At 46.2% G+C, this 25,744-nt stretch carries 22 protein-coding genes; 4 read left to right on the top strand and 18 right to left on the bottom strand.

From position 1 onward, the window contains the following. Position 1: 1 nt before the first annotated feature. The 3 genes from rlmN to AC1XTG_RS16135 all read right to left on the bottom strand — a co-directional run bounded on the left by rlmN (position 2) and on the right by AC1XTG_RS16135 (position 2,136). Entirely contained in the window at positions 2-1,054 is a 1,053-nt protein-coding gene (gene rlmN / locus AC1XTG_RS16145; RefSeq protein ID WP_056280884.1) for a dual-specificity RNA methyltransferase RlmN, read from the bottom strand. A gap of 102 nt (positions 1,055-1,156) precedes the next feature. Then, positions 1,157-1,690, bottom strand: coding sequence for a CvpA family protein (locus AC1XTG_RS16140; RefSeq protein WP_056280882.1), 534 nt, complete (start codon positions 1,688-1,690; stop codon positions 1,157-1,159). Further along, complete coding sequence (locus tag AC1XTG_RS16135) at positions 1,687-2,136, bottom strand: GatB/YqeY domain-containing protein (RefSeq protein ID WP_484842652.1); 450 nt, start codon at positions 2,134-2,136, stop codon at positions 1,687-1,689. The genes AC1XTG_RS16140 and AC1XTG_RS16135 overlap by 4 nt, the downstream gene beginning before the upstream one ends. Positions 2,137-2,455: 319 nt before the next feature. Here AC1XTG_RS16135 and AC1XTG_RS16130 point away from each other — a divergent pair, with 319 nt between their 5' ends. Next, complete coding sequence (locus AC1XTG_RS16130) at positions 2,456-3,175, top strand: pyridoxine 5'-phosphate synthase (RefSeq protein ID WP_484842651.1); 720 nt, start codon at positions 2,456-2,458, stop codon at positions 3,173-3,175. Between the two features lie 2 nt (positions 3,176-3,177). Here AC1XTG_RS16130 and AC1XTG_RS16125 read toward each other — a convergent pair whose 3' ends face one another. Both AC1XTG_RS16125 and AC1XTG_RS16120 read right to left on the bottom strand, forming a co-directional pair. After that, a complete protein-coding gene (locus AC1XTG_RS16125) occupies positions 3,178-4,626 on the bottom strand; it encodes a Gfo/Idh/MocA family protein (protein WP_484842650.1) in 1,449 nt (482 codons plus the stop codon). A gap of 66 nt (positions 4,627-4,692) precedes the next feature. Further along, positions 4,693-4,995 (bottom strand): SCP2 sterol-binding domain-containing protein, encoded by a 303-nt coding sequence (locus tag AC1XTG_RS16120; protein ID WP_056280874.1) that lies wholly within the window; start codon positions 4,993-4,995, stop codon positions 4,693-4,695. Between the two features lie 208 nt (positions 4,996-5,203). Here AC1XTG_RS16120 and AC1XTG_RS16115 point away from each other — a divergent pair, with 208 nt between their 5' ends. From AC1XTG_RS16115 to xylA, 3 genes are all read left to right on the top strand, one after another. Then, positions 5,204-5,629 carry a hypothetical protein gene (locus AC1XTG_RS16115; protein ID WP_056280872.1) on the top strand — a complete coding sequence of 142 codons (426 nt, stop codon included), beginning with the start codon at positions 5,204-5,206 and terminating at the stop codon, positions 5,627-5,629. Positions 5,630-5,747: 118 nt separating this feature from the next. Continuing rightward, the gene (locus AC1XTG_RS16110) at positions 5,748-7,865 is read left to right on the top strand and encodes a peptidylprolyl isomerase (RefSeq protein WP_056280870.1); all 2,118 of its coding nucleotides are present in this window, start codon (positions 5,748-5,750) and stop codon (positions 7,863-7,865) included. 135 nt (positions 7,866-8,000) lie between these two features. Continuing rightward, entirely contained in the window at positions 8,001-9,329 is a 1,329-nt protein-coding gene (xylA, locus tag AC1XTG_RS16105; protein WP_484842649.1) for a xylose isomerase, read from the top strand. 68 nt (positions 9,330-9,397) lie between these two features. On the opposite strand, the gene AC1XTG_RS16100 is transcribed toward xylA, so the two are convergent. The 13 genes from AC1XTG_RS16100 to AC1XTG_RS16040 all read right to left on the bottom strand — a co-directional run bounded on the left by AC1XTG_RS16100 (position 9,398) and on the right by AC1XTG_RS16040 (position 25,730). Beyond that, a complete protein-coding gene (locus tag AC1XTG_RS16100) occupies positions 9,398-9,892 on the bottom strand; it encodes a hypothetical protein (protein WP_484842648.1) in 495 nt (164 codons plus the stop codon). Between the two features lie 155 nt (positions 9,893-10,047). Beyond that, positions 10,048-11,553 carry a RagB/SusD family nutrient uptake outer membrane protein gene (locus AC1XTG_RS16095; protein ID WP_484842647.1) on the bottom strand — a complete coding sequence of 502 codons (1,506 nt, stop codon included), beginning with the start codon at positions 11,551-11,553 and terminating at the stop codon, positions 10,048-10,050. Between the two features lie 26 nt (positions 11,554-11,579). Beyond that, on the bottom strand, positions 11,580-15,065 hold the full coding sequence (locus AC1XTG_RS16090) for a SusC/RagA family TonB-linked outer membrane protein (RefSeq protein WP_056280863.1): 3,486 nt from the start codon (positions 15,063-15,065) through the stop codon (positions 11,580-11,582). 20 nt (positions 15,066-15,085) lie between these two features. Next, positions 15,086-16,093, bottom strand: a complete 1,008-nt coding sequence (locus AC1XTG_RS16085) for a FecR family protein (RefSeq protein ID WP_484842646.1) — start codon at positions 16,091-16,093, stop codon at positions 15,086-15,088. A 42-nt stretch (positions 16,094-16,135) separates the two neighbouring features. Then, a complete protein-coding gene (locus AC1XTG_RS16080; protein WP_484842645.1) occupies positions 16,136-16,807 on the bottom strand; it encodes an RNA polymerase sigma-70 factor in 672 nt (223 codons plus the stop codon). A gap of 229 nt (positions 16,808-17,036) precedes the next feature. Beyond that, complete coding sequence (locus AC1XTG_RS16075; RefSeq protein WP_484842644.1) at positions 17,037-18,749, bottom strand: GMC oxidoreductase; 1,713 nt, start codon at positions 18,747-18,749, stop codon at positions 17,037-17,039. 55 nt (positions 18,750-18,804) lie between these two features. Further along, on the bottom strand, positions 18,805-19,326 hold the full coding sequence (locus tag AC1XTG_RS16070) for a gluconate 2-dehydrogenase subunit 3 family protein (protein ID WP_484842643.1): 522 nt from the start codon (positions 19,324-19,326) through the stop codon (positions 18,805-18,807). Positions 19,327-19,376: 50 nt separating this feature from the next. Further along, positions 19,377-20,618 carry an MFS transporter gene (locus AC1XTG_RS16065; RefSeq protein WP_484842642.1) on the bottom strand — a complete coding sequence of 414 codons (1,242 nt, stop codon included), beginning with the start codon at positions 20,616-20,618 and terminating at the stop codon, positions 19,377-19,379. A gap of 141 nt (positions 20,619-20,759) precedes the next feature. Continuing rightward, entirely contained in the window at positions 20,760-21,245 is a 486-nt protein-coding gene (locus AC1XTG_RS16060; RefSeq protein WP_056280854.1) for a lipocalin-like domain-containing protein, read from the bottom strand. A gap of 117 nt (positions 21,246-21,362) precedes the next feature. Next, positions 21,363-22,388: a T9SS type A sorting domain-containing protein gene (locus AC1XTG_RS16055; RefSeq protein ID WP_484842641.1), complete on the bottom strand. Its 1,026-nt coding sequence runs from the start codon at positions 22,386-22,388 to the stop codon at positions 21,363-21,365. Between the two features lie 132 nt (positions 22,389-22,520). Further along, complete coding sequence (locus AC1XTG_RS16050; RefSeq protein ID WP_484842640.1) at positions 22,521-23,687, bottom strand: cellulase family glycosylhydrolase; 1,167 nt, start codon at positions 23,685-23,687, stop codon at positions 22,521-22,523. A gap of 14 nt (positions 23,688-23,701) precedes the next feature. Continuing rightward, positions 23,702-24,751, bottom strand: a complete 1,050-nt coding sequence (locus tag AC1XTG_RS16045; RefSeq protein WP_484842639.1) for a family 43 glycosylhydrolase — start codon at positions 24,749-24,751, stop codon at positions 23,702-23,704. An 85-nt stretch (positions 24,752-24,836) separates the two neighbouring features. Next, positions 24,837-25,730, bottom strand: a complete 894-nt coding sequence (locus AC1XTG_RS16040) for an RpnC/YadD family protein (RefSeq protein ID WP_056280850.1) — start codon at positions 25,728-25,730, stop codon at positions 24,837-24,839. Positions 25,731-25,744: the final 14 nt, after the last annotated feature.

Raw genomic sequence — 25,744 nt, 5'->3', positions numbered from 1 at the left:
CCTAGGCTGTTTCCTTATTAGCCAGCTGACCGCAAGCTGCATCGATATCTTTCCCGCGACTTCTTCTTACGTGTACTGACACTCCCCGATCTTCCAGAAAGCCTGCGAATTTATCTAGCTTATCCCCCTCTGTGTTCTTGAAATCAGCCTCTGCAATCGGATTGTACTCGATGATATTCACTCGTGCAGGCACTTTCTTCGTAAACTCCCAAAGCTCTTTCGCATCCTGCAAAGTATCATTGAAGTTATTAAAAACAATATATTCGAAAGTAATACGGTTACCTGTTTTTCGGTAGAAATAATTCAGAGCCTCCGCCAGGTTTTCCAGTGAATTGGATTCGTTGATCGGCATAATCTGATTTCTTTTTGCATCGTTGGCCGCGTGCAGCGACAATGCAAGCCGGAAGCGCACCTCATCATCACCCAGCTTTTTGATCATTTTGGCAATACCAGCAGTAGAAACCGTGATCCGCTTCGGCGACATATTCAAGCCCTCGGGAGAGGTAATGTGCTCGATGGATTTTAAAACATTGGTATAGTTCAAAAGCGGCTCGCCCATTCCCATGTAAACAATGTTGGTAAGAGGCGCATTGAAGCTGCCCTCTGCCTGCTTGGCAATGGCGACTACCTGGTCATATATCTCACCTGCTTCAAGGTTACGTTTGCGGTCCATATAACCGGTAGCGCAAAATTTACAGGTTAAGGAACATCCTACCTGGCTGCTAACACAAGCAGTCATTCTGTCCGCTGCGGGTATCAGCACACCTTCTACAAGATTGCCGTCAAAAAGGCGGAATGCAGACTTGATCGTACCGTCATTGCTTTGCTGCTGCTTGGCAACTTCCATTGATCGGATCACGAAATGCTGGTCCATCAATTGGCGGGTACCGAGCGAAAGATTGGTCATTTCAGCAAATGAATGCGAAGATTTTTTCCAGATCCATTCATAAATCTGTTTCGCTCTGAAAGCTTTTTCACCATGCTCAGCCATCCATTGTTTAAGCTGATCAACGCTCATTTTGCGGATATCCTGCTTTTCCTCTAATCCGGTCATCTTATATTATTTGGTCAAATGCGGAGTGCATTCAACCTGTTTTAACTGCAAAGTTATTGAAAATCAATATCGAAAGCTTAACCCTGGGCAGATTCTGAAAGTTCAATCGTCCAGATATTCACGCTTCCATTCACTGATCAGCGCCGTACCGTCCGGCATCAGCGCTAGGGCTTTGGTGATCAGATTAGGGGCAATGGGTACCACGAGCGGGTAAATGTAAGTATCGTCTGTGCGGTGTGCGGGTATTTTCACCCCTATCATATCCACCAGCCAGAAAAACACACTGATCCCAAAAACCCAGGTGAAAATGCCCACCATAGCGCCGGCAAAACTGTCGAAAGTACCCAGGATAGAGTACCGGAGTGAGCGCCGGATCATGTAGCCAAACTGGTTTAACAGAAATATTGTAGGAAAGAAAATCGCCGAAAATCCAATGTAAGGCAAGATTTTCTTCGCCATATTATCGCTGAAATAAGGCGTGAGCACTTCCATGCCCAGCCCTAAAAACTTAAATCCAAGTACCATCGCCACCGCAAATCCGGCTATCCCGATGATCTCGATCAGCAAACCTTTACGGTAACCATGTAAAGCTCCCCAGAGGAGCGGAATGAGGATGATCACATCCAGTAACTTCATGCGAGCAATCCCTTCACCAATGCTGAAACGACTTTACCTTCTGCCTGTCCGGCAAGCTCCTTGGTAGCTACGCCCATTACCTTGCCCATATCAGAAGGCCCTGATGCGCCTACTCTGGCTATAATTTCCTGCAATTTCGCCTTCACTTCCTCTTCGGAAAGTTGCTTAGGTAAAAACTGCTCGATTATCGCCAGTTCCGCTTCTTCCTTTTCCAGCAAATCGGCGCGATTCTGGGTTTTGTAGATATCCGCAGATTCACGACGCTGCTTGGCAGCTTTGGTCAGCAATTTCAGTTCGTCATCAGTAGAAAGCTCGCCGCTGGCACCGCCTTTTGTTTCTTCCAATAATATAAGCGATTTGATCGCACGCAGCGCCCGGAGCTTATCCTGGTCTTTGGCCCGCATTGCATCTTTTATTCCCGACTCGACTTGTGTTTTTAGAGACATGTTTTTAATGTTGAATGACTGATTGAGTGAATGAGTGAATATCTTTTGAATGAATAACTTTCTTTTTGCATGATTAAATTAGTAAGTGTGTGAATGAGCGAATAGGTTGGTTTTTTGATCCTTACAAGGGTTTGGTATTTGTATGAGGATGGGTTAGTTGTGTGTACGAAGCCTTTTTGACAACCTTCTGGTGAAATTTGCTGGCAACAAAACTAAAATAATCCTCCCAATTAACCCTAATTTAGCACTACCTGATAATTCGAAAGCACACATTCAAACATTCACTCATTCAATCATTCACTCATTCACTCATTAAACAATGACTCGCCTAAGCGTTAATATCAACAAAATTGCCACCCTTCGTAACTCACGCGGCGGTGATAATCCTAATGTATTAAAAGTCGCGCTGGATTGTGAGCGGTTTGGTGCGCAGGGAATAACAGTTCACCCCAGGCCCGATGAGCGACACATCAGGTACCAGGATGTGTACGACTTGAAAGAGGTAGTAACTACTGAATTTAACATCGAAGGAAATCCGTCCGAAAAGAAGTTTGTAGAGCTTGTTCTAGCAAACAAACCCGACCAGGTAACGCTGGTTCCGGATCCATTGCACGCAATTACTTCCAATGCAGGCTGGGATACCATTAATAATAAAAGTGAACTGACAGATCTGATCCACATCTTTAAGTCTGCCGGGATCCGCGTATCCGTTTTTGTAGATCCCGACGAGAAAATGGTGGAAGGCGCCAAAATATGCGGCGCAGACCGCGTGGAACTTTATACGGAACCTTATGCCGCAGGTTATTTTGAAAACAGACAAAAAGCAGTCATACCATTCGTAGCAGCAGCTGAAACTGCCAGAGAAGTTGGTTTAGGTTTGAATGCCGGCCACGACCTCAGCCTGGACAATCTACGTTTTCTAAAACAAAGTATTCCCTGGCTGGACGAAGTTTCCATTGGCCACGCGCTAATCTCCGACGCCCTTTATCTAGGTCTTGAAAACACAATTCAAATGTATTTGCGAGAGCTGGAATTGTAGATTTACCAGCCCTGGCGATATTCCCTCTTTACAAATTGGTTGGCGACATCGAAATTGGTGATCTTCATATTAGCCCCGTCCCAGATCAGTTTTTGCCGGCCAGGGAATGTAAATCCTTTTCCATCTGCTTTGGCTTCGCGGTGCAGGTAAGATCTTACGGCCAGGTTACCCATTAGAACAATCTCCGTTAGTGGGCCTGCCTGGTCGAAAGAGGAGCTGGTGTACGCACCGTAACCTTTCTTACAAGCCTGCACAAACTGCTGCTGGTGCCCTTGCCAGTTTCCGGGCACCAGGGCTCTGGGTTTCACATTCAGCCTTACATTTTCGAATTTCTTCTCAGGCCAGAGTCTCGGATTTTCACCGAACATTTCCGCACTTAATATCCCCTTTGTACCAATAAACAGCATTCCTCCATCCACACTGCCGAAGACCGTTTTATAATCACAACCGTCGGGCAGCTGCGGCCGGATGCCGCCGTCGTACCACGAGAAACTGATTTCTTTCCCAGGCGTTTTTGATGCAAATTTCAGGTGAATGGAAGTAGAAGGCGGACATACATCGTCGAAGAAAGCCTGACTAAAAAAATCCGCGTACACAGAACCGACGCTGCATTCAACCGAAGTAGGATAACCCAGCTTCATGGCACGAAAAGGCACATCAATGAAGTGACAACCCATATCGCCCAATGCACCTGTACCGAAATCCCAGTAGCCACGCCATCTGAATGGCATATATGCTTCATGGTAATCGCGCTTCGGTGCAGTACCGAGCCAAAGGTCCCAGTCGACCTCCTTAGGCACAGGCTGAGATTCGCCCCTGTCTTTAGGTGATTTTACACCCTGCGGCCACACCGGCCGGTCGGTCCATACTTCAATCTTATATACATCACCCAGCACACCCGACTGTACAATCGCTTCTGTCTGCCGGGTACCGTCGCTGCTGCTGCCCTGGTTTCCCATTTGGGTTACCACCTTGTATTTGGCAGCTGCCTGGGTTAATGTTCTGGCTTCCCAAATGTCTTTGGTAAGCGGCTTTTCCACATACACGTGCTTTCCCAGTTCAATGCAAGAATTGGCGATCGGGAAATGCATGTGATCCGGTGTTGTGATCAGGACAGCGTCAATATTCTTTGCTTCCTTTTCCAACATTTTCCGGTAGTCTTTATAATAAGGAGCATTCGGAAACTGCTTTCTGTACTTTTCGGATTGCCTGTCGTCTACGTCGCAAAGCGCGACAATGTTTTCGGCTCCATTATTATAGGATTGCCGGATATTCACATCCGCCTTTCCACCGCAGCCTACCGCAGCTATATTTAATTTGTCACTTGGCGGGATAAATCCTTTCCCTAAAACGTGGCGGGGCACAATCATGAAGGCTGAGGCCGCCAGGGCGCCTGCTTTTACAAATGCCCTGCGGCTGTGATCCTGTGAGCTTGACTTTTGATCTTCCATTGGTCCGGACACGGGCTTTTTAAACTAACCCGCTTACCCGAAAAAGCCTGCCGATTTCCAGCCCTACTATTTGCCGCCGAAAGTTTCAGCTATTTTCATCGCAACACCCATATCACCGTCTATTTTAAGCTTGCCTGTCATCAGCGCCATCATCGCATTCAGGTCGCCATCTATCAGTTTCAATGCGTTTTTTGTAGATACCTCGAAGGTAGCATCGGCTTCGGTATCATCGTTGGAAACTGCATTCGGAATGGATTTCCCGTCGACGTAAACCACACCTTCTTCGGTCACAAACTTGGCAGTTGCACCAAGGCCGCTATCGGTTCCAAGAATATTTTTAATGCGTTCGGTCAGAATTTGAAGGCTCATCAGAAGTAGTTTTTCGTTGTTATGTATTAAGTGAAACTGAAAGGACAAAAGTATATTTGACTGTAAGAATATTCAAATCGCTTTGGTCTTTTCATCGAAATCCGCAAATTTTACAAAGCAGAACGAACTGATCTGCTGATTATCCTACTCAATGAGTGATCCCGTAAAACGTCCGACTTTCCTTACAATATTGTGTTTTCTCACCTTCATGAGTTCTGTTTCAGGGCTTTGGACACAATCAGAAAGATTATGGAGTCCGGGAGTAATGGCAGACAGGACCCGAGAAACATTTGAAACTGTCAGAGAGAGTGTTGACAAGCAGAACACAACTGCCGACACCGAGACAATGGACAAGATGTTCGAAGCAGTAATCGAGCAAACCACACCGGAATCCATCAAAACGGGCGCGATTATCATGCTGATCTTCGAATCACTCTCTCTTTATGCTGCTTACCTGATGTGGAACCTTCAAAAAAAGGGATATTACCTTTACCTGGCGGGCATCGGAGTTGCATTTCTTGCACCGCTTTTCCTCATTGGCGGCTGGCTGGGAGTAATCACAGCAATGGCAGGAGTTCTGATCAGTACTTTTATGGCAATCCTATATGCTTTCAACCTGAAGCATATGTACTGAACTTCCCCCCGGCATTCGCCTCAATCACACAGCATTCATTATCTTGAAATTGGAATGTAAGCTCTTGCTTTCCACGAAGAAAAGATTTTATTTTGCGCACTAATTTTGAATCGAGAAAATGGCTTTAATTAACAAGATCAGAGAGAAATCCGGGGTTGCCGTGACGGTAATCGCTATCAGTTTAATTCTTTTTATGGTTGGGGGCGATCTTTTAGGTCCCAATTCAATGCTGGGCGGAAGTAATAACCAGGTTGTAGGTGAGATCGCCGGCAAAGAAATCAATATCAAGGACTTTCAAAGTCGGGTCGACGGCTTTCGCCAGAACTATGAAGCACAGTCGGGCCGCAGCCTGAACGAAAATGAGCTCGCTTCACTGAGAGACCAGGCCTGGAACCAGTTTGTGGTTGATATTGCATATAAGAAACAATTTGATGAGCTCGGTCTTACTGTGACAGATGAAGAATTGTACGATATGGTACAAGGAAATCACATCAGTCCCTCGATCTTGCAGGCTTTTTCAGATCCTACAACAGGAAAGTTTGATAAAAATGCAGTTATCAATTACCTGAAAAACCTGAAAACACTTCCGATTGAACAACAGAAATCATGGGAGAACTTCGAGAAAAGCCTTCGCGAAGAACGCACCCGTACCAAATACGAAAACCTGCTGCGACTTTCTACCTATACTCCGAAAGCACAGGCAGAGAAAGAATACATAGCACAAAATACCAAAGCCAACTTGCGCTATTTGTATGTACCTTATTTCTCGGTTGTTGATACTACCATTAAAGTAACGGACGCGCAGCTTCAGGACTACCTGAGCGCACATCGGAAAGAATACAAAGGAACAGATACGCGTTCAATCGAGTACGTTACCTTCCCTGTTCAGCCGGCGAAAGATGACAGTGCGGCGCTTTATTCCGAAATCAAAGAGCTCGCAAGAGGTCTGGCGGCTGCTCCTAACGATTCTGCATTCGCAAGTATGAATTCGGACATTCCGCTTCCGATTAATATGTCACTGGCAAATATGTCAGACCAGTTGAAAGAAGCTGTGAAGACATTTGTTCCAGGTGGCGTTTACGGACCTTACCGCGAAGGAAATACCTATTATATCTACAAATATGGCGGTACAAGAAAAGATACAGTAGCTTCTGCAAGAGCAAGCCACATTCTGATCCGTCCTGAAAACCAGTCTGACTCAGCTAAGGCGGCAGCACGTACAAGAGCAGAAAGCATCCTGGCGCAGATCAAAGCGGGAGCGAACTTTGAAGCACTTGCAGCTACTTCCAGCGCAGATCCCGGATCAGCACAACGTGGCGGTGACCTGAATTACTTCCAGAACAACGGAGCAATGGTGAAACCATTTGAAGATGCTGTTTTCTCAGCTACTGCTCCGGGCCTGATTCCAAGAATTGTAGAAAGCCAGTTTGGATTCCACATTATCAAGGTAACAGATCCAAAATCGAACACATTGTACCACATTGCCGCAATCGGAAAAACGATCGCTCCGAGCCAGGCAACACGTGACGAAGCTTACAGAAGAGCTGACGAGTTTGTAAACTCTGTAAAAACAAGACAACAATTCCAGGAAGCTGTTAAAAAGAACAAAGCACTGGTAGTTGCTACTGCTAACCGCGTTCCTGAATCAGCAACGAATATCAATGCGATTCAGAATGGACGTGAAATCGTAAGATGGGCGTTCAAGAAGGATTCGGACGTAGATGATGTTTCTCCTGTGTTCGAAACTGAGGAACAATATGTTGTAGCAGTGTTGACTGGTAAGTCTGACGCGAAAGAAGTGAAAGTAGACGATTTCCGCGACGAGCTTACTACCAAGGTAAGAAACCAGATCAAAGCTGAACAGATCACTGCCAAATTGAAAGGTGCAACCGGCGACCTGGATGCAATTGCTAAAAAATACGGCGCCGGTGCATTGGTTGAATCTGCAAATGATATTTCACTGGCTACCGGCTTCCTTACGAGCGCAGGTTTCGATCCGATCGCATTGGGTAAAGCTTTCGGCTTGAAGGCAGGTCAGAAATCAGATGTATTTACAGGTGAAAACGGGGTCTTCATTGTTGAACTTCTTAATAAAACAGAAGCTCCGAAGATTGCAGATTTCACGCAGTACAAAACACAACTGACACAATCTCTCGAAAGCAGAATGTCATATCTCGTAAACGAAGCGATTCGTGAGCACGCCAAAATCGAAGATAACAGAGCTAAGTTTTTCTGAGATTAAATAAAAAAATCTTAGGTTGAGAGGAGCAGAAATCATTTCTGCTCCTCTTTTTATTTCAGACTTACAATAAATTCAGAAAAAAGTAATAGTATTGTATTATAAAATGTCAATCTTACACTTATAGTTAAAATGAGCATCTTACTCGGAGAACAGGAGTACTTTAAAGGAGTCGGGAAAATCGCTTATGAAGGTCCCGAAACGGATAATCCGCTGGCATATCGGTGGTATGACGAAAACCGTGTGATCGCGGGGAAAAGCATGAAGGAGCACCTTCGGTTTGCAGTGGCCTACTGGCACACATTCTGCGGCTCGGGCCTCGACCCGTTCGGAGGTCCTACCCTATTCTACCCGTGGGACCAGAAGTCTGACGCGGTAGACCGGGCAAAAGACAAAGCTGACGCTGCATTTGAGCTGATCACGAAACTGGGTCTGCCTTACTACTGCTTCCATGACGTAGACGTAGTGGACTATGCAGATGATGTTAAAACAAACGAAAAACGCCTGCAGACGCTGATTGAATACCTGGGCCAGAAGCAGAAGGAATCGGGAGTTAAATTGCTTTGGGGAACAGCCAATTTGTTTGGCCACCACCGTTACATGAATGGCGCTTCTACCAATCCTGACTTTGCAGTAGTAACTCACGCAGGCGCGCAGGTTAAAATGGCATTGGATGCAACAATCGCGTTAGGTGGAGAGAATTACGTTTTCTGGGGCGGTCGCGAAGGATATATGACACTTTTGAACACTGACATGAAGCGAGAGCAGGAGCACTTTGCGCAAATGCTTAAAATATCAGTAGCTTATGCACGTGCCAATGGGTTCAAAGGTAAATTCTTCATCGAGCCAAAACCTTGCGAGCCAACGAAACACCAGTATGACTACGACGCAGCAACAGTAATCGGCTTCCTTCGCCAACACGATCTGCTCAGCGATTTCGCATTGAACCTGGAAGTAAACCACGCGACACTTGCCGGACATACTTTCGAGCACGAATTGCAGGTTGCAGCCGATGCAGGTATCCTGGGCTCAATCGATGCAAACCGTGGAGACTACCAGAATGGCTGGGATACTGATCAGTTCCCGAACGATCTTGCAGAATGGACAAAAGCATTGCTGGTAATCCTTAAAGCAGGCGGACTGCAAGGTGGTGGTATCAACTTTGACGCGAAACGTCGTCGTAACTCGACTGATATGGAAGATGTATTCCATGCGCACATTGGTGGTGTGGATACAGTGGCAAGAGCACTGGTTGTTGCCGACAAAATCATCCAGAATGGTGAATACGACAAGATCCGCACAGACAGATATGCCAGCTTCGACGGCGGCAAAGGTGCTGAGTTTGAAAAAGGTGCATTAAAACTGGAAGATCTTTTTGAGCTGGCAGCTGCAAATGGCGAACCGGCGATCACATCAGGAAGACAGGAGTACCTGGAAAATCTGATCAACCGTTATATCTAAGATTGTCAGCATTATAAATAAAAAATGGCCGGCTATAAACCGGCCATTTTTTATTCTATATCTTCAAATTAGTCCTGCTGACTTAGCTCCTTGTCAATAGCAACAACCCGCTGCTGCACTTCTTTCTGCACAGTTTCAAGTCGCTTATCCTCCATTGGTCTCTGCATTTCAAGGATATTAGCCTGCAATAAGTCGCGCTCTTTGGTAAACTTATCCTTTCTTTCAGTCAGTCGCTGTTTGGAATTACCATCTGCCGACTTGAGTTTTTCATCCAGCTTTGTAATGCGCTCCTGGATCTTGGCTTCACGTTCTTTCAGAGAATTCAGATAATCCTGCTGCTTCTCGTTCAACTTTGCATTCGCTTCAAGCAAATCCTCTTTCGCGTCTGCCATTTCTTCTTTGCTGGTATCGCCCATTGCCGAAGTTTCCTCAGCAGCTTTAAGTGCATCTTCTTCTGCATTGGCAAGTTCCTTTCTGTCCTTTTCTGCCGAATTACAGCTCGCAAGTGAAGCACCCATTACTACCATCGCGCTCAGCACCCAAACATTTACTGTCTTTTTCATAGTTGTTCAGTTGTCAATGAAATTGTTCGTTTTAAAACCGTTAGTTCAAAAAAGTAATGCCACGCCGGTTTTTACAAAAAAATAGGTCCCCGAAATGTGATCAGGGACCTATCTGCTTTTACAAGCCTAATCATTAACCTAAATACAATTCGTGCTTAATAACCGGTGTTCTGGCGCAAATTCGTGTTGTTCCGCATTTCAGAAGTCGGAATTGGAAACAACAGCTCGCGGTCAGTCACCGTGGGTCCGTATGAGAACTTATGCCCTACATAATTGTCAAACTTTTTGGTAGTCACATTGAATGCCTTCCGCAAACGTACCATATCAAACCAGGTGGTGTTTTCGAAACACAGCTCATACCATCTTTCTTTCCAGATTGATTCGCGGAGTACATCTTTTGTAAGACCGGCAAGTGCAGGCAGCTGCGCTCTTGTTCGTACTGCATTCACCGCGTCGTAAATTTTGGCAGAAGGCCCAGCTACCTCATTTGCAGCTTCCGCGTACGTCAGCAGAACATCTGCATACCGGATCACCGGCCAGTTCAGGTCGCTGTTCGCGGTACTGGTTTGCGCAACTACGTCAAAGTGTTTGTAAATAAAATAACCACCCAGGTCTACCTCTTTCGTACGATCAGCCTCATTGGTGAATTTGGTAAAGAAAAACTGCTTCTCCTTGGCACGCAGATCACCCGGATCATAGGATTTAACAAAATCGGCTGTGGCGTAAATACCACCCGTTTCATCCGAGTACTGGGAGATATTTTTGTTGTAAGGAATAATGGAAACTTGCCAGCCGGAAGGTAAGATCTGCGTTCTGAACTGGATCATAAAAATATTTTCCTCGACATTCTTCTTGTTCGGATCATGCAGATCATTGTAAGTCGTGAACAGTTTAAACTGCTTCGAATCGATTACCTCTTCCGCTTTCTTTGCGGCAAGATCATAATGGGTAGCGCCTTTTTGCAATGGAAACCCTGCCATCGTGAGGTATACCTGCGCCAGAAGAGACTTGACAGCCCCCATACTCACCTTCCCGGAAGTATCCAGCCAAGGCAAACCCGAAGCTTCTGCCGCTTTCAGATCTTCCACGATATAGTTGTAAACTTCCTCTTCCGTCGCCTGCGAAGGTCTGAGCTGCTCCGATTGCAAATTCACTGATTCAGTAACCAATGGGATTTTACCAAACATCCGAACGAGATTGAAATAGTAAAATGCGCGAAGAAAACGGGCCTCACCGATCAGCTTCTGTCCCTCGGCTGCATTCATGGTAGCAATGCCGGGAATTTTCTCAATGCACAAATTCGCATTGGCAATGCCCCGGTAGTAAGCTGCCCAGTAAGTCTGGCCGTAACCATTATCAGAGGTATTTCGCAGGTCTTTTACAAAATAGCTGTTCACAGCCTGCCCAAGATCGGTATTGGCGAGACCAGTTGCGAATTCGGTCATCATCCAGGCCCCACCACCAAAACCGCTTCCAAGTGGCTCACGTAAGCTGGCGTAGATCGAGTTCACGGCACTTCGGGCCTGCGCAGGTTCAGTAAAATAACTATCAGTGGTAAAATTGCTTGGATCCGTCTCTTCAAGAAAGTCCGAGCAGCCTGCGGCACAAAACATGCTCATTACCGCAGTTAACAATCCGATTTTTTTTGATATCCTATTCATATTAATTCAGAATGAAGGTCAAGATGTTACAAACCAATGTTGAGACCAAGCATAAATACCCTTGGCTTTGGATAGTCATACAACCCGAATCCCTGATCAAATGGAGAACCTGAGTTGGAAACTTCGGGATCGTAACCTTTGTATTTGGTAACTACAAAGAAGTTCTGAATCGAAGCATAAGCCCGCAGCCTGTCAAGCTTCAACTTGGACACTACATCAGCCGGGAATGCATAGGCAAGCAGCAGGTTCCGGCCCCTGATAAAGGATGCATCTGTAACCTTGTGGCTATCATTATTGGTTGTATAATATGCGTTAATCGGGCGGATCTGCGCGATAGGTGTATTCTGATTTGTCTCGGTCCAGGCATTCAAAACCGTTTTGTAGCTGTTCGCGATACCTTGTCTGTCCTCCGCCGAGTGGATACTTCTGTCAAGTACGTCGTTTCCGTACATGTATTGCAAATCAACCGTCAACGACCACGCTTTGTACTGGAATGTGTTCAGGAATGTCCCGAAACCGTCAGGGATACCTTTTCCGATGATCGTGCGGTCGTTGTCGTTAATCGTACCGTCCCCGTTCAGGTCCTGGTACTTCACGTCTCCCGGAAGCATATTGTACTTTTTAGCTTCCTCCACTTCCGAAGTAGAATAGGTACCCTGGTGAACCCTTCCGAAGAATGAACCAACCGGCTCGCCTACCCGGATAACAGTAGCCCCCGAGTAAATGTCGCTTCCACCTGACAGCGCAAGTACCTCGTTTTTGTTAACCGAGATATTGAAAGTAGTACTCCATGAAAAATCGCCGGCTTTGACGTTCATTGAATTGACTGCAAATTCAACCCCTTTGTTTTCCATACTTCCGATATTCGTAAATATGCTGCTGTAACCGCTGCTCATCGGAAGTGGGGCATCGAGGAGCATTTCATTTACTTTCCTGCGGTAAAGGTCCAGCTCGAAGCTCAGCCTGTTTGAAAACAGTCCCAGTTCGATACCCAGATCGACCTGCTGTGTTTTTTCCCATTGCAGATTAGAGTTTGACATCCGGCTGATACCGGTACCAATGTTCCGGGTACCACCAAAAATGACGCTGTAATCCACAACATTGGAAATGTTATTGGTCATACCTGCTAGAGCACGGTAAGCCGGGATCTCGGAATTACCCGTTGCACCGTAGCTCGCCCGGATTTTCAGGTTAGATATAACCGTGCTTGTTTTCAGGAATTGTTCCTCAGATACCCGCCAGGCCAATGCAGCCGATGGGAAAAATGCATATCTGTTGGCAGCACCGAACTTTGAAGATCCGTCGATCCGGCCGGTGAATGTAACCAGGTATTTGTCCATTAACCCGTAATTAAGCCGCGCGAAATAGGAATTGAGTCCGTAGGCCGAAGCGGAAGAGCTGGGTGCAAGTGCAGTGGCACCTGCTCCAAGGTTATTGAACTGAAAGTAAGTGTCTGTAAAATTCTGACTTCTGGCCAGGTTCTCGAAACGGTCTACATGTTGCCAGGACAATCCGAGCATGGCATTGATCGAATGGATTTTACCAAACTCTTTGAAATACGTCAGGTAATTTTCAAACTGCCACGAATTGAACCGCCGGTTGTTGACACTCGCATCCCCATTGTTTGAAATGTACTGCAACCCCGCAGCAGCAAAATAATCTTCCCGCTGATTGATAATGTTGGTACCAACTGTCGAGCGCAGATCCAGGCCAGGCGCCAGGCTTATTGTTGCATACATATTCCCCAGCATGGTTTGCGTGCGCAGATAGGAAAGCCTTTCCTGTGCAACCCGCAGCGGACTGTCGCCACCTTCCATTCCGGGATAGTCGCGGTTACTGGCCCAGCGGCCGTCTGGATATTTAACGGGAATAATAGGAAGCGCTTCCAATACCTGGCGCATAGCGGTAATTCCGCCGCCGCCCAATTGATCGATCTGCTTCTCATTCTGGTCTGTGTAGCCCAGGGTACCTCCTATTTTCAACCAGCTTTTGATCTGACTATCAAATACAAAACGGCCGGCATATCGCTTCTGCCAGGATTCGCGCACGATCCCATTCTCATTGCGGTAGTTCAGGAATGCGCCGAAACTGCCTTTTTCACTACCTCCTGTAACACCGAGCTGGTGATTTTGGGTAAATGCTTTTTGAAACGCTTCGTCCTGCCAGTCAGTATCATACAATGGATTTCCATTGGAATCAAACAGCAGCGGGTTGGTCCGCTTCGTCTTTGGATCCGTGTATTTTGTTCCCGTCGCCCAGCCTACCGGATCAAACTTTTTCGCATTCTCGTAAGCCAGTTCTTCCACAGCCAAAAACTCGCGGGAATTCAGGACAGGCAACTTCCTGGGAGCAACACCAATGCTGAAATCAGTATCGTAAGTCACTTTTCCACCTGTCGAAGTACCTCTTTTTGTAGTTACAAGGATCACCCCGTTTGCACCGCGGGCTCCATAGATAGCTGTCGACGAAGCATCTTTCAAAACTTCAATGGACGCAATATCGTTAGGGTTGATGTAGTCAATGGGCGTACTTCCGTTTGCAAGATCTACTGCATTCAGAATAACCCCGTCTATCACATACAATGGGTTATTAGAAACGCTAATGGAGCTCGCACCACGAATGCGGATATTGGCCCGCCCGCCCGGCCGGCCGGAGTTAGACGATACATTCACCCCCGCAATGCGACCGGAAAGACCCTGGTTCAGCGAAGAAGCGGGCCGCTCCTGTAACACTTCCCCCTTGATGGTTCCTACCGCGCCCGTCAGGTCAGACTTCTTAACTGACCCGTAACCTACAACTACAATCTCATCCAGCGCATTCTCATCAGGCGCCATTGATACAGTTATTTCCGATTGGCTGCCTACGCTGATCTCCTGAGATTTATATCCCACAAAACTCAAAACCAATACAGGATTTCCACCATCGGGGATATCCAATGCAAATTCTCCGGTTGAACTTGTAGAAGTACCGCGCTGCGTACCTTTCAGAACCACACTTACGCCAGGCAATCCCGTTCCGGATTCGTCCGAGATTTTCCCCTTAATAGTACGGTCCACAGCGACCTGCTGAACCGTACCAATGCTACTGGTACCTTCATTACTTGCGGATTGATCAGGTACCGCCGCTGACGTACTTTTCTCATCTTTTGGCGCATTCTCCCGGGCTTTTTCCTCGGTAATAACAAATGTATTCTTTCTGGTTTTTTTATATTTCAACCCGTTCTGAGCGAGGATGATACCGAGGTTCTTCTCGATTGGCTGACTCAGGTCAAGCGCGCTGGCAGCTACATTAATTGAACCAACCAAACGATCTTCGAATACGATTTCAACCCCATAGTGCTTTTGCAAATCCAAAAGCACATTCTTGAGTTTCATCTCCTGTGCATAAGCATTGTGCTGCTTAGCCGGTGCGGAGGCAAATGCAATTACCTGGGACTGGGCTTGTCGTGGGACCTGCGTCATGAGCACAAGTCCAACGCTTACCCATTGCTTAGCTGATAGCATTAGATTCATAAGTAAGTGGTTAAGAATAATCAGTTGTTCATTAAAGAGATGGTGCTGCCATTACGCTCGATTTTCATATCAAGCACTTCCGAGATCGTCCGTAAAAGTTCTTCTGCATTCCTGGTTTTGAAATTCCCGGTGATAGTCCTTTGTGCAATAGCCGAGTCGGCCAGGGTGACCTTCTGCCCGAAATTCTCTTCAAGCAGCGCAGCGATTTCCTGCATTGAAGTGGCATTGAATACGTACCGCTGTTCCTTCCAGGTCGCAAACGTTTTGGTATCCTGCTTACGCGCCACTTGTACCTCGCCAGCCTTGTCAAGCGTGACCAGGTCCCCCGGTACCATCATCAGATTCTTGTGCTGCTCATCGCGGGAGTAATCAATGCGCACACTTCCGCTGGTGAGCGATACCTTCGTGCCGCGCGGCCGTGCGTAAACCGAGAAGGTGGTACCTAGTACCTCGACCTTGAACTTATCTGATGTTTTTACAATGAACTTCTTGCTGTCAACGGTGTGACTGACTGAAAACTCGGCTTCGCCTTCCAGCATGACCTGGCGCAGCGCCCTGTCAAATCCAAACCTTGGGATTTTAAGTTTCGAGTTCGAATTCAGCGCCACTTTGCTGCCGTCTTCCAGGTATATATCCGTTGTTTTTCCGTAGCCGGTCCGATAGGTTTTATACTGAATATCATCCCTGAACCACAGGCAGCAGCCTACGAGTAAAATCACCGAAGCCGCAATAAGCCAGAAGCGATTTCCAAAACTCTGAAAGGAAGACTTGAACTGTGCGGGTGCCGGACTTTCCTTTTCCTCTTGCTCAGGAAGGTCTTCATTCAGCCGGCTGAGCAGGTTTTCAAGTGCTGTATCCTGTTCCGGTGCAAATTGCGGGTGGCTGATCTCATACTCCATCAACCATTGGTGAAACTGTTCGCTGTTCTCTTTTTGCATGATCCAGTCTTCAATCAGCTGCTTTTCCAGCGGATTCGCCCGACCGGCCAGATACTCAAACAGGCTATATCTCGATATAAGTGTTTTCATTTTGCTAGAATTTCGAAGTACAACACCAACCCACGCAATCTCTTAAAGAGAAGCAAAACTCAACAGGGCCATAGCAAGTGAAATCATCCACTCGCCATGGAGCGCAGAGCGCAGGTGTTTCAATGCTTTGGATATATGTACTTCCACCGTTTTAGGTGAAATGTGAAGCTCGGAGGCGATTTCATTGTACTTCTTGTTCTCAAATCTGCTGAGAAGGAATACCTTCTGGCACTGCGTCGGCAGGCGGGCAATTACCTCGTTGACTTTTATAAACAAGTTGTTATAATGGATTTCGGCGTCGGGTAGTTGCTGGTAACACGAAATGGTGTTTTCCTCCGTCACGTCCAGTGTATCTGTTTTTCCAAACTCCCGTCGCATATACGTATAGCATTCGTTCCGCACGGAGCGGAAGAGATAGCTGGTATACGAAGTGTTGATATTCTCGTACGCTTTCGTGCGATAGAACTGAAAGAAGACTTCACTGACAAGATCTTCGGCGAGCTGTTTGGAGTATACAAACCTTACAGCGTGGCTGCAAAGCGGAGTATAGAACCTTTTGAAGAGCAATTCCAGCCCTTTTGCCGGATTTTGTTCAAAAGTCAGTTTAAGGAATGAGGCAGAATCAATTTCACTCACATCGTTCTTTCCTTCGTGCAGTACAGACACAAAAGGGCCGGAGCGTTTCAGTTCCTGGTTAAGCAAAGGATCGTGCATTGAGTCTTTGTTTATGTAATAATGGAAAGACTTTTTTGTACCCGGATGCCCTTAGTCTTGGTATAAAAAAATTAAAACTTTTATTAATCATAATTAAAGCACAAAACACAACTATCCTGCTCTGTCGCTCTTTTGTAATCTGATGTAAAAAGGATGTTTATTCTGAGCTATTTGACACAAAAAAAGCCGGCACATTGCTGTACCGGCTGTATACCTACGAAGGTGAATTTTACAAATTCTTCGCCTTCATTTCTTTCACTGCATGGTCAACAGCTCTCGCCGAAAGCGCCATATAAGTGAGTGATGGATTTTGCGTGGAAGTGGAAGTCATACTTGCACCATCAGTAACAAACACATTCTTGCAAGCGTGTACCTGATTCCATTTGTTCAGGATGGAAGTTTTAGGATCTTTTCCCATTCGGGCACCACCCATTTCGTGGATGTCATTACCTGGGTTGCGTTTTCCGTCATGTGCTTTCACATTCTTGAAACCCGCATTGGTAAACATCTCGCTCACCTGCTCAATGTAATCCTTGATCATCTTCTCGTCGTTGTCGTCATAACCCACATCGATTTTCAGAAGCGGGATACCCCAGGCATCTTTCTGCGTTTTATCAAGCGCAACATAGCTGCTCTCCTTTGGAATGGTTTCGCCCATCATGTGTGAGCCCACACCCCAGTTACCGTATTTTGTCTCGTGCAGCCCCGCTTTCAGCGACTCGCCTACACCACTTTTGTCATTGTATGTCTGGCGGTAAGCAGTAAAGCCAGCCGCGTACCCTCTCAAAAAGTCAGTTTCCTGTTTGTAAACATTACGGAACCGCGGAATGTAACCACCATTAGGTCTGCGCCCGTCGGTTGTAGAATCCAAGAAACCCTCATACTCACCGGAAATGCTCGCGCGGTAATTATGGAAAGCCACATACTTGCCCAGCACGCCACTATCATTCCCCAATCCATTCGGGAAGCGGCTTGACGTCGAATTCAGCAGGATCAGGTTTGTGTTCAATGCAGCTGCATTCACGAAAATGATATCTGCATAAAATTCCATCATTTCGTTCGTCGTAGCATCTATCACCCGCACACCGGAAGCTTTTTGCTTCTTGTCATCATAAATAATGGAATGAACAACCGAATGCGGGCGTAAGGTAAGATTTCCTGTTTTCAAGGCCCAGGGGATGGTAGAGGAGTTACTGCTGAAATATCCTCCAAACGGACAACCCCGCTCGCACATGGTACGATGCTGGCATTTGGCACGTCCCTGATCCAGGTGTACCTGCTGCGGTTCCGTGATATGCGCGGCGCGGCCAATGATAATGTGGCGGTCCTTGTAATTTTTAGAAACCTGCTCTTTGAAGTATTTCTCAACGCAGTTCAGTTCGTGCGGCGGAAGAAACTCCCCGTCAGGAAGTGCGTCGAGTCCATCCTTATTTCCGGTAATGCCCGCGAATTTCTCTACGTGGCTGTACCAGGGAGCAATGTCATCATAACTGATCGGCCACTCAACAGCGAACTTGTCACGTGCTGGTCCTTCGAAATCGTATTTACTCCAACGTTGCGTCTGACGCGCCCAGAGCAATGATTTTCCTCCTACCTGATATCCTCTGAGCCAGTCAAAAGGTTTCTCCTGCACATAAGGATGCTCATTGTCTTTCACAAAAAAATGCGCCGACGATTCGCCGAATGCATAGCACTTGCTGACAATCGGGTTGGCGTCTGTTATCTCTTTGGGCAAACGTCCGCGGTGTTCAAACTCCCACGGCATCATGTTCGTGGTCGGATAATCCTTGATATGCTCTACATTCCGGCCGCGTTCAAGAAGAAGGGTTTTCATCCCTTTTTCCGTCAGCTCCTTGGCCGACCAGCCGCCGCTGATCCCGGAACCTACCACGATCGCATCGTAAGTCCGGGCCTTTTTACTGTCTATATTGAAATTTGCCATTTTTTGAGAAGAAAGGGATAAAAGGGAAGATGGAGGAAAGGGAGGTTTCTCCCTTCTATCCCTTAGTAACAGGCACACAGCCGTGGAAACGCGCTGGTACCATTTCATAATGGGTTATGTTGGTCATTACATATTCTGAGGTCATGTAACCCTGGATTGTCAGATTTTTAAGAAGACTGAAAAAACCACGGTCACTAACATCCTGGCTTTTTTCCAGGGACTGTACCAGCTGCAGGCGCTGATCTTTGCCTGCTTCGACAAATGACTTGCCAAACTTCTGCACACTTTGCTCATCCAGATTAGATACTCCGCTCGCAAAGCTGGTTTGTGTCTTGCTATCGTGGCAATCCTTAACCATTTTCTGCACAAAGTCACCTACCCCAAGCTCGCCTGCGCCCGGCGTATCCGTTTTGGGAATGATGGTCTCTACAATTGCTGCAAGGGTTTTGGACTGGTCAGCAGAAAGGAAGCCGGTTCCGGTAAGTGATTCCTTGTTCCATCCCGATGCCCAGGCCGGCAGATTTGCCAATGCACCCACAGCCAACGCCATGCTTTTCAGCGCTACGCGTCTTTCCATTACATATATTTTTGATTGTGAAAATTCAATGTTCCGAGGATAGCCTCTATCTATTCTTCCAAAAAGTCCAGATCCCTTCCGTGTGTTTCGGGTATTGTCAAAATGCAGTAAATACCTATTGCGAAGCATATTACCCCCACCAGCGCACCTGAATTGATTACCGTAAAAGAGTCTTTAAAATTAGCGAATAATGTTGTCATTAACACCACAGTTCCACGTACCATGTTCGGCACTGTAGTCGCGGCTGTTGCTCTCAGATTTGTACCAAATTGTTCCGCTCCTATTGTCACAAACATAGCCCAGTACCCGATCCCGAAACCGAGCAATGCAGCAGTAGCATAAAAGTAAGTCGGAGAAGTAATTCCGGCGTACAGGTAAATCAAGCTTCCTATTAACGTAAAAATCATCAGATAAAATACAGCCTTCTTGCGCGATTCCAGCCAGTGACTGATAAATCCGCTGGCAAGATCGCCTATGGACAGACCAACATAACACCACATAATGGACAACCCTGGCTTGATAGGCTCGGCAATGCCCAATGCATTCCCGAATTCGTTGCTGAAAGTGGCAAGAATACCAATTACAAACCAGGTTGGCAGACCAATGCCAATGCATCTTAGATATCTGGCAAGCCGGTCTTTATTGGTAAATAAGGCGAAGAAATTGCCTTTTTCGACATGTTTCTGGTCTTTGATATCTTTGAAAATACCTGACTCAAATACGCCGATCCGCAGCAACAACAGCGATATCCCCAAACCTCCGCCAATGAAATAAGCATAGCGCCAGCTGAAAAACTCAACCGTAAAATAAGCCACAACAGCTCCTAGCAGACCAATACCCGCCACCAGCGAAGTTCCGATCGCGCGCAGGTGCTTTGGTAGAATCTCGGAAACCAATGTGATACCCGCACCCAGCTCACCAGCCAGACCTACTCCGGCTATAAACCGAAGGATTTTGTACACATCCGCGTCCTGGACAAAACCGCAGGCGATGTTGGCAAGTGAATAAGTGATAATGGAACCGAAGAGTACGGAAAGGCGCCCTTTCTTGTCACCAAGAATTCCCCAGAGAATTCCACCTAAGAGCAGGCCGGTCATTTGCCAGTTGAGAATACTGGCCCCGGTAATGGAAATTTCGGCGTCCGACAGCCCAAGTGCGATCAGGCTGGGTATCCGGACGATCCCAAAAAGCAGCAAATCATAGATATCTACAAAATAACCAAGTGCGGCAACAATGACTGGGGCACTAAAAAGGTGGGAAGCATCTGAACGAGGTGCTATTACAGAATTCATTTCAAATAATATGGGTTTCTAAGGAATATCTGCAATATTATGCAAATAGCCGGACATAAGACCGGCTATTTGTTTGATAATTTCGAAAATTTAAAGAGAAAGTTGTGCTAAGCCAATCTATTGCCGCACCATTTACACTGCTTACTTTTTAAAAACCAATGTAGTTTTGAACGTCTGACCATCTTCTGTTTCCGATACAGACCATTTCATTTCATTCCCTTTTACTTCCAGATCAAACTCGTCTGTTTCACCATCTTCCATAATCTGGATTTTGTTACCGACTACTTTCCAGGTTGCACCTGTACCTACCACGGGAGAATCATCATCTTCCACACAACCTGCAGGAACAGCACCGGTAACCTTTCCGTTGCCATTGAATGTGATTGTTGTTTGTGAAAGGCAGTTGTTGCCTGCCAAAGCTTCATAGAAAGCCAGCATATCTGTGATTCCATTTACTGCCGGTTCAATGGTCATCGCTTTGATTTTCCATGAACCTTCTACTTTGTTTTCATTGACAGGTTCATTTGGCTTCGGATTTTCAGAATCATCTTTACACGAGAAAACACCTGCAACAAGTACAAGAGAGAGTAGCAGTGCAGACAGATTTTTAAGAGACATTTTTTTCATGACTATATGTTTTTGATTGTAAATAATCACGAAAGTATAAGGTGCAATGCCAGCGAAAAAGGCGTTTCGAGTAAGCGGTTGTGCTTTTGAGTAAGTGGTTTTTCAGTCAGCTTACCATTACTGCACGAGTACCTTCAACTGTCTTTGCACCTGGTACCGGTCTCTATATCGGATAATGTATATTCCTGACGGAAGATATTCAGGTATCCGCACCTGCACTGTACCGTTTTGTAAAGCCTCTGTTTTAGCAGCAACCGAATTACCGGAAGACGAGATCAGGCGGATCGTACTGATATCAATACCCTGCGACCTGATCTGAAACACACGTTGCGCCACCGGATTAGGAAATGCAATGGGATTTGAAGCTGCATCTTCTTTTTCTCCATCTCTGATCAGAATATCGAAAATACGCAGCTTGCCGAGTCCATTCCTGAACCTTATCTCGAAATTGGAAAGCTTCGTCGGGGAAAAAACCGAGTTGCCGGGATATCCCTTGCTTCCCAGACTTACCGGCTCTTCATTCAGCCACAAATCGTAAGTACCAGGGACGACTGTCACTTCCCCGCTGCTACCGGGCGCGTCATAAATGAGATCTTTGTCTGCATTGTTGAGCACCCAGGTGAGGGTAACTACCTCCTTTTCAGAAAGCCAGCGACTTGTTTTTTGACTTTCTGAATCTTTAATGCAAATTGAGTCTTCTTTGAAGTTGATCACGAACTTGGAGAACATAATCCCATTTCCCGGAAATGAATTATTGACGGGGTTAAAATCCTCGCCTGCATAAAAATAAACAGCATTCACGGCGCTGGACTGCACAGACTCAGCAGCCAGTTTAATCTGAATAAACAACGTTTTCGGACTGGGTTCGAATGGGGTCGCCCGCATTGCACGAATGATCCCGCCAGTAGCAGAATCCTGCTGAGACCTGACAAACTCTACGTAACCCTTGTGAAACTTGTGATAAGATAATTGCGGTGCCGTCAGAATAATATGGCTGAACTGCCCGGTGTCAGGAAGCGGATTGACCAGGGAAGTTGTTTTTGCAAAATCCTGGTGAAAGTAGATTGTCTGGGCTTGACTGAAATTAAAAACAGAAAGCACCAGGAACAGTGCTTTCTGTAATATTCTGTAATGTGTTTGCATAAACCGGGCGTTTATGCTTTTAGACGTAACTTCTTTGTAATAGTAACTTAGTAGCAGGCGCTATTTCTAAAAATCTTTTGCCTAACTGTTCTGTTTGTTAAAATCTCAAGGCAGTTACCTGGGAACCTTGACCTACTTAGAGGCCGTAAGTTGCTTGATCAGATCAGTTTCCTCCTTTTTGTAAGGTGTACCATCTTTTCTGAAAATGTCGTGAAACCACAGTTCCGGCTCGCTCGTATATGTTTTTTTCCAGCTGTCCCAAGGATAGATTGTTTGGGATTTTCCGCTTACAAGCCCCCAGTTGATGGCGCCTACGTTATACTTCTTGGCAATAGGCAATGATCCTTTGAAGAAACTTCCGTTTCCACGCGACATGTACTCGGTACAAATCATTGGGCGACCGTATTGTTGCAACTGCTTGATGCGTTTTTCAAAATCCGCTGCATCTTCGTAATTATGAAAAGTGACGATATCCGATTGATCAATCATTACTTTTTCAATGGGTTTCAATGTTTCATGCGAAGTCCAGTCTCCATTCCAAACACCGGCAGTAAGTGGCTGAGAAGGATTTACGGAGCGCGCCCAGGCAAATGATTTTTCCAGCAAAGGCAGCACGTAGTCAACCTTATTAGGCAATTCCACTTTTCCATAGGAGCTCGTATTTGGGTTATCTGGTTCATTCCAGACATCCCAGGCAAGAATGCGATCGTCATTTGCGAATGCAGCAACAGTCCCTTTTACATATCTTTCCAGGCGCGGATATTGCGTACTGTCTTTCAATGCTTCCAATCCCGGACTCTGAACCCAGCCGGAATTATGTACGCCCGGCTTCGGTGCGCGTTGCGTTCCCAGTTTTGGAAATGGATCCCAGCAAGAATCAAAAAGCACGAACATAGGTTTTATTTTGTGCTTCTGAGCTATATCCAGAAATGTATCGAGACGCTTTACAAAACCTGCTGAATCTTCCTGAAACAAAAGATCGTGCAGGTAAACGCGCATGGTGTTCATGCCGATTTCTTCCGCCCAACCCAGTTCCTTGTCGATCGTGGCAGTATCGAATGAAGCTGCCTGGAACATTTCAAGCTGGTTGATCGCTGTGCTGGGCAGGAAATCTGCACCTACCAGCCAGCCTTGTTTGGCATACCAATCGTTGGCTTGTTGCTTGGACCAGATTGCCCGTGCCGCCTGGCTACTGTCTGATGCAGCGGCTTGTTCTTTATTTTCTTCTGCCTTTTTCGCGCAGCCAAAAGTGAGCAATGCGGCAAATACCGCAAGGATTGTCGATTTGAATAACTTCATTTTAACTAAAAGGTTTATTTAAAAATGGGCGCTTTGTTTTCAGAACTACTTGGCTCCAAACCTGCAATTTCCGGCCATCCATTCGGCCAGGTAAGTTTGTCGAGCATCAGCACTCTGCGATTTGCGCCTGTGGATACATGTGGTTTTTTCTTGTCAATAGCGTGATAAAGCAGCCAGTCTGTACCATTATCGTCGGTAACAAACCGGGCATTGTGCCCGGGGCCGGCGTATTGTTCGCTGGGATGAACCAGTAATGTACCTGTCCCGCGCTGCGTGAGCTCCTTTCCTTCCTTGTCGACGTAAGGTCCGAGTGGATTTTTGGAGCGGCCCACGCGAATGTTGTATTTGCTTTTGGCACCTTCGCAGCAATTTTCCTTTGAGCCAAAGAAGTAGTAATATTCCCCCTTTTTCTGAATCATTACCGCCTCGAAGTCTCCTGCGGCAATTTTGATTTTTTTGGACAAATCCGGAACTGACCTGCCGTCCTTGCTCAGCTCGACACCATAGGTTCCCTGGGTGGCAGCATCGCTGAAACTTCCCCAGAATACGTATTTTTTGTTGTCAATCTCCATGTAGAATGGATCAATGGAGTTGGGAACACCTGCTTCTGAGCTTAAAAACAGCTTACCTGCATCTGTAAACGGTCCGGCAGCCGAATCTGCAACTGCAAGACCAATACCTGGGTCGGCGTCGCCCCATGTTGAAAATGCGTAATACATGTGGTACTTACCATCAACCTTCACCACCTCAGGTGCCCAGATACCACCTTTCTCTTTCCAGGCTGGCTTTTTGGTAAATGCATCTTTAAGGTAGGTCCAGTGCACCAGATCTTTTGACCTGATAATTGGCACTAAGTGCGCACCATTTCCATCCCCCCAGTTATCCATTGTTCCGTAGGCATAAAACATGCCGTCTTCCGCCCTGACAACAGTCGGGTCGGCAAGAATAGGTTCAAAGACCGGGTTTTTGTAGGATAGCTCTGTTGTTGTCGCGGTCTGCGAAAAGGCCTCAGCGAACGTCGACAAAATCATGGTGGCAGCCAGGAATTGTTTGTAGAGCGTCATTAATAGATTGATTTGTGAATGAACTAAAAAACAAAAAGCGCAGAATCGTTGATTCTACGCTTTAATGCAATGTAAATATAGAGCGTTAAAGGTACTTTTCTCTTTCTCTAACTTCTTCAACAAACCAGACCGGCGCTTCGACAAGTTTGGCAATCATACTATTATCCAAGGAAGTTTCGCGGAGCATATTTCGTATAACTCTTACAACCTGCGTTTCAACAGCCTGCTCAATACATAACTGCTCATAGACATCATCAATTCCCATAGCGTCTTTTTGTGTGTTAGTGATTTTATAAATTTCGTCATTGAATTTATCCTCCATATAAGGCTTATCCAACTTGACATAAAGTTTCAGAAATTTCATCAGCTTTCCAATTTTCCTCTTCGGAATTTGCATCGCGAGTAATCTCCTGGCTAATGCGATTTTCAGTGAGAGTAAATCTTCTTTTTCGAGCGTTTTACCACGCATTGCAGATTTAACTACCAGAATAACCTGCGCAAAAGGATTGGTATTGCGAAGCAATGCTTCTTCAGACTGCTCCAATATCTTGTATGCATTGAATTGAAAAGTCAGACGGGTACCGAGAAAGTCCTGTTCAAATCTCTCCGGTAGGAAAGCAGCATTCTCGTCAGTCAGGATAGCGAATGCTGTAATCCGGCGCCTGTAGTTATCCCAGATCCGGTAATAGTAAGTGAACATTCTTTCGGCGAATGTTTTGTCTGCATAACCCTGGACTTCTACGTGTACCAGGATCCATTCTTCATTCCCGTCAAGCAAAAATACCTTCACCAGCTTGTCCACAAACTTGACCCCACCTATGCAGTCATCTACCGGAAAGAGCTGTTCGAGCTCTTTATCCAGGTACTCAAATCCTTTGCTGAAATCGAACAATGAATGAGATTCGGGAAAGAAGAACACCAGGAAGTCCTCAAAAGTATCTTCCAGGATCGATTTCCAAAGTATATCGTTGGTATACACAAAAAAAGCGCTTG

The sequence above is a fragment of the Dyadobacter sp. HNCC25DJ183 genome (assembly GCF_056895175.1).
The sequence above is the reverse complement of the archived record's forward strand: the minus strand, read 5'-3'. Positions and strand labels throughout refer to the sequence as shown.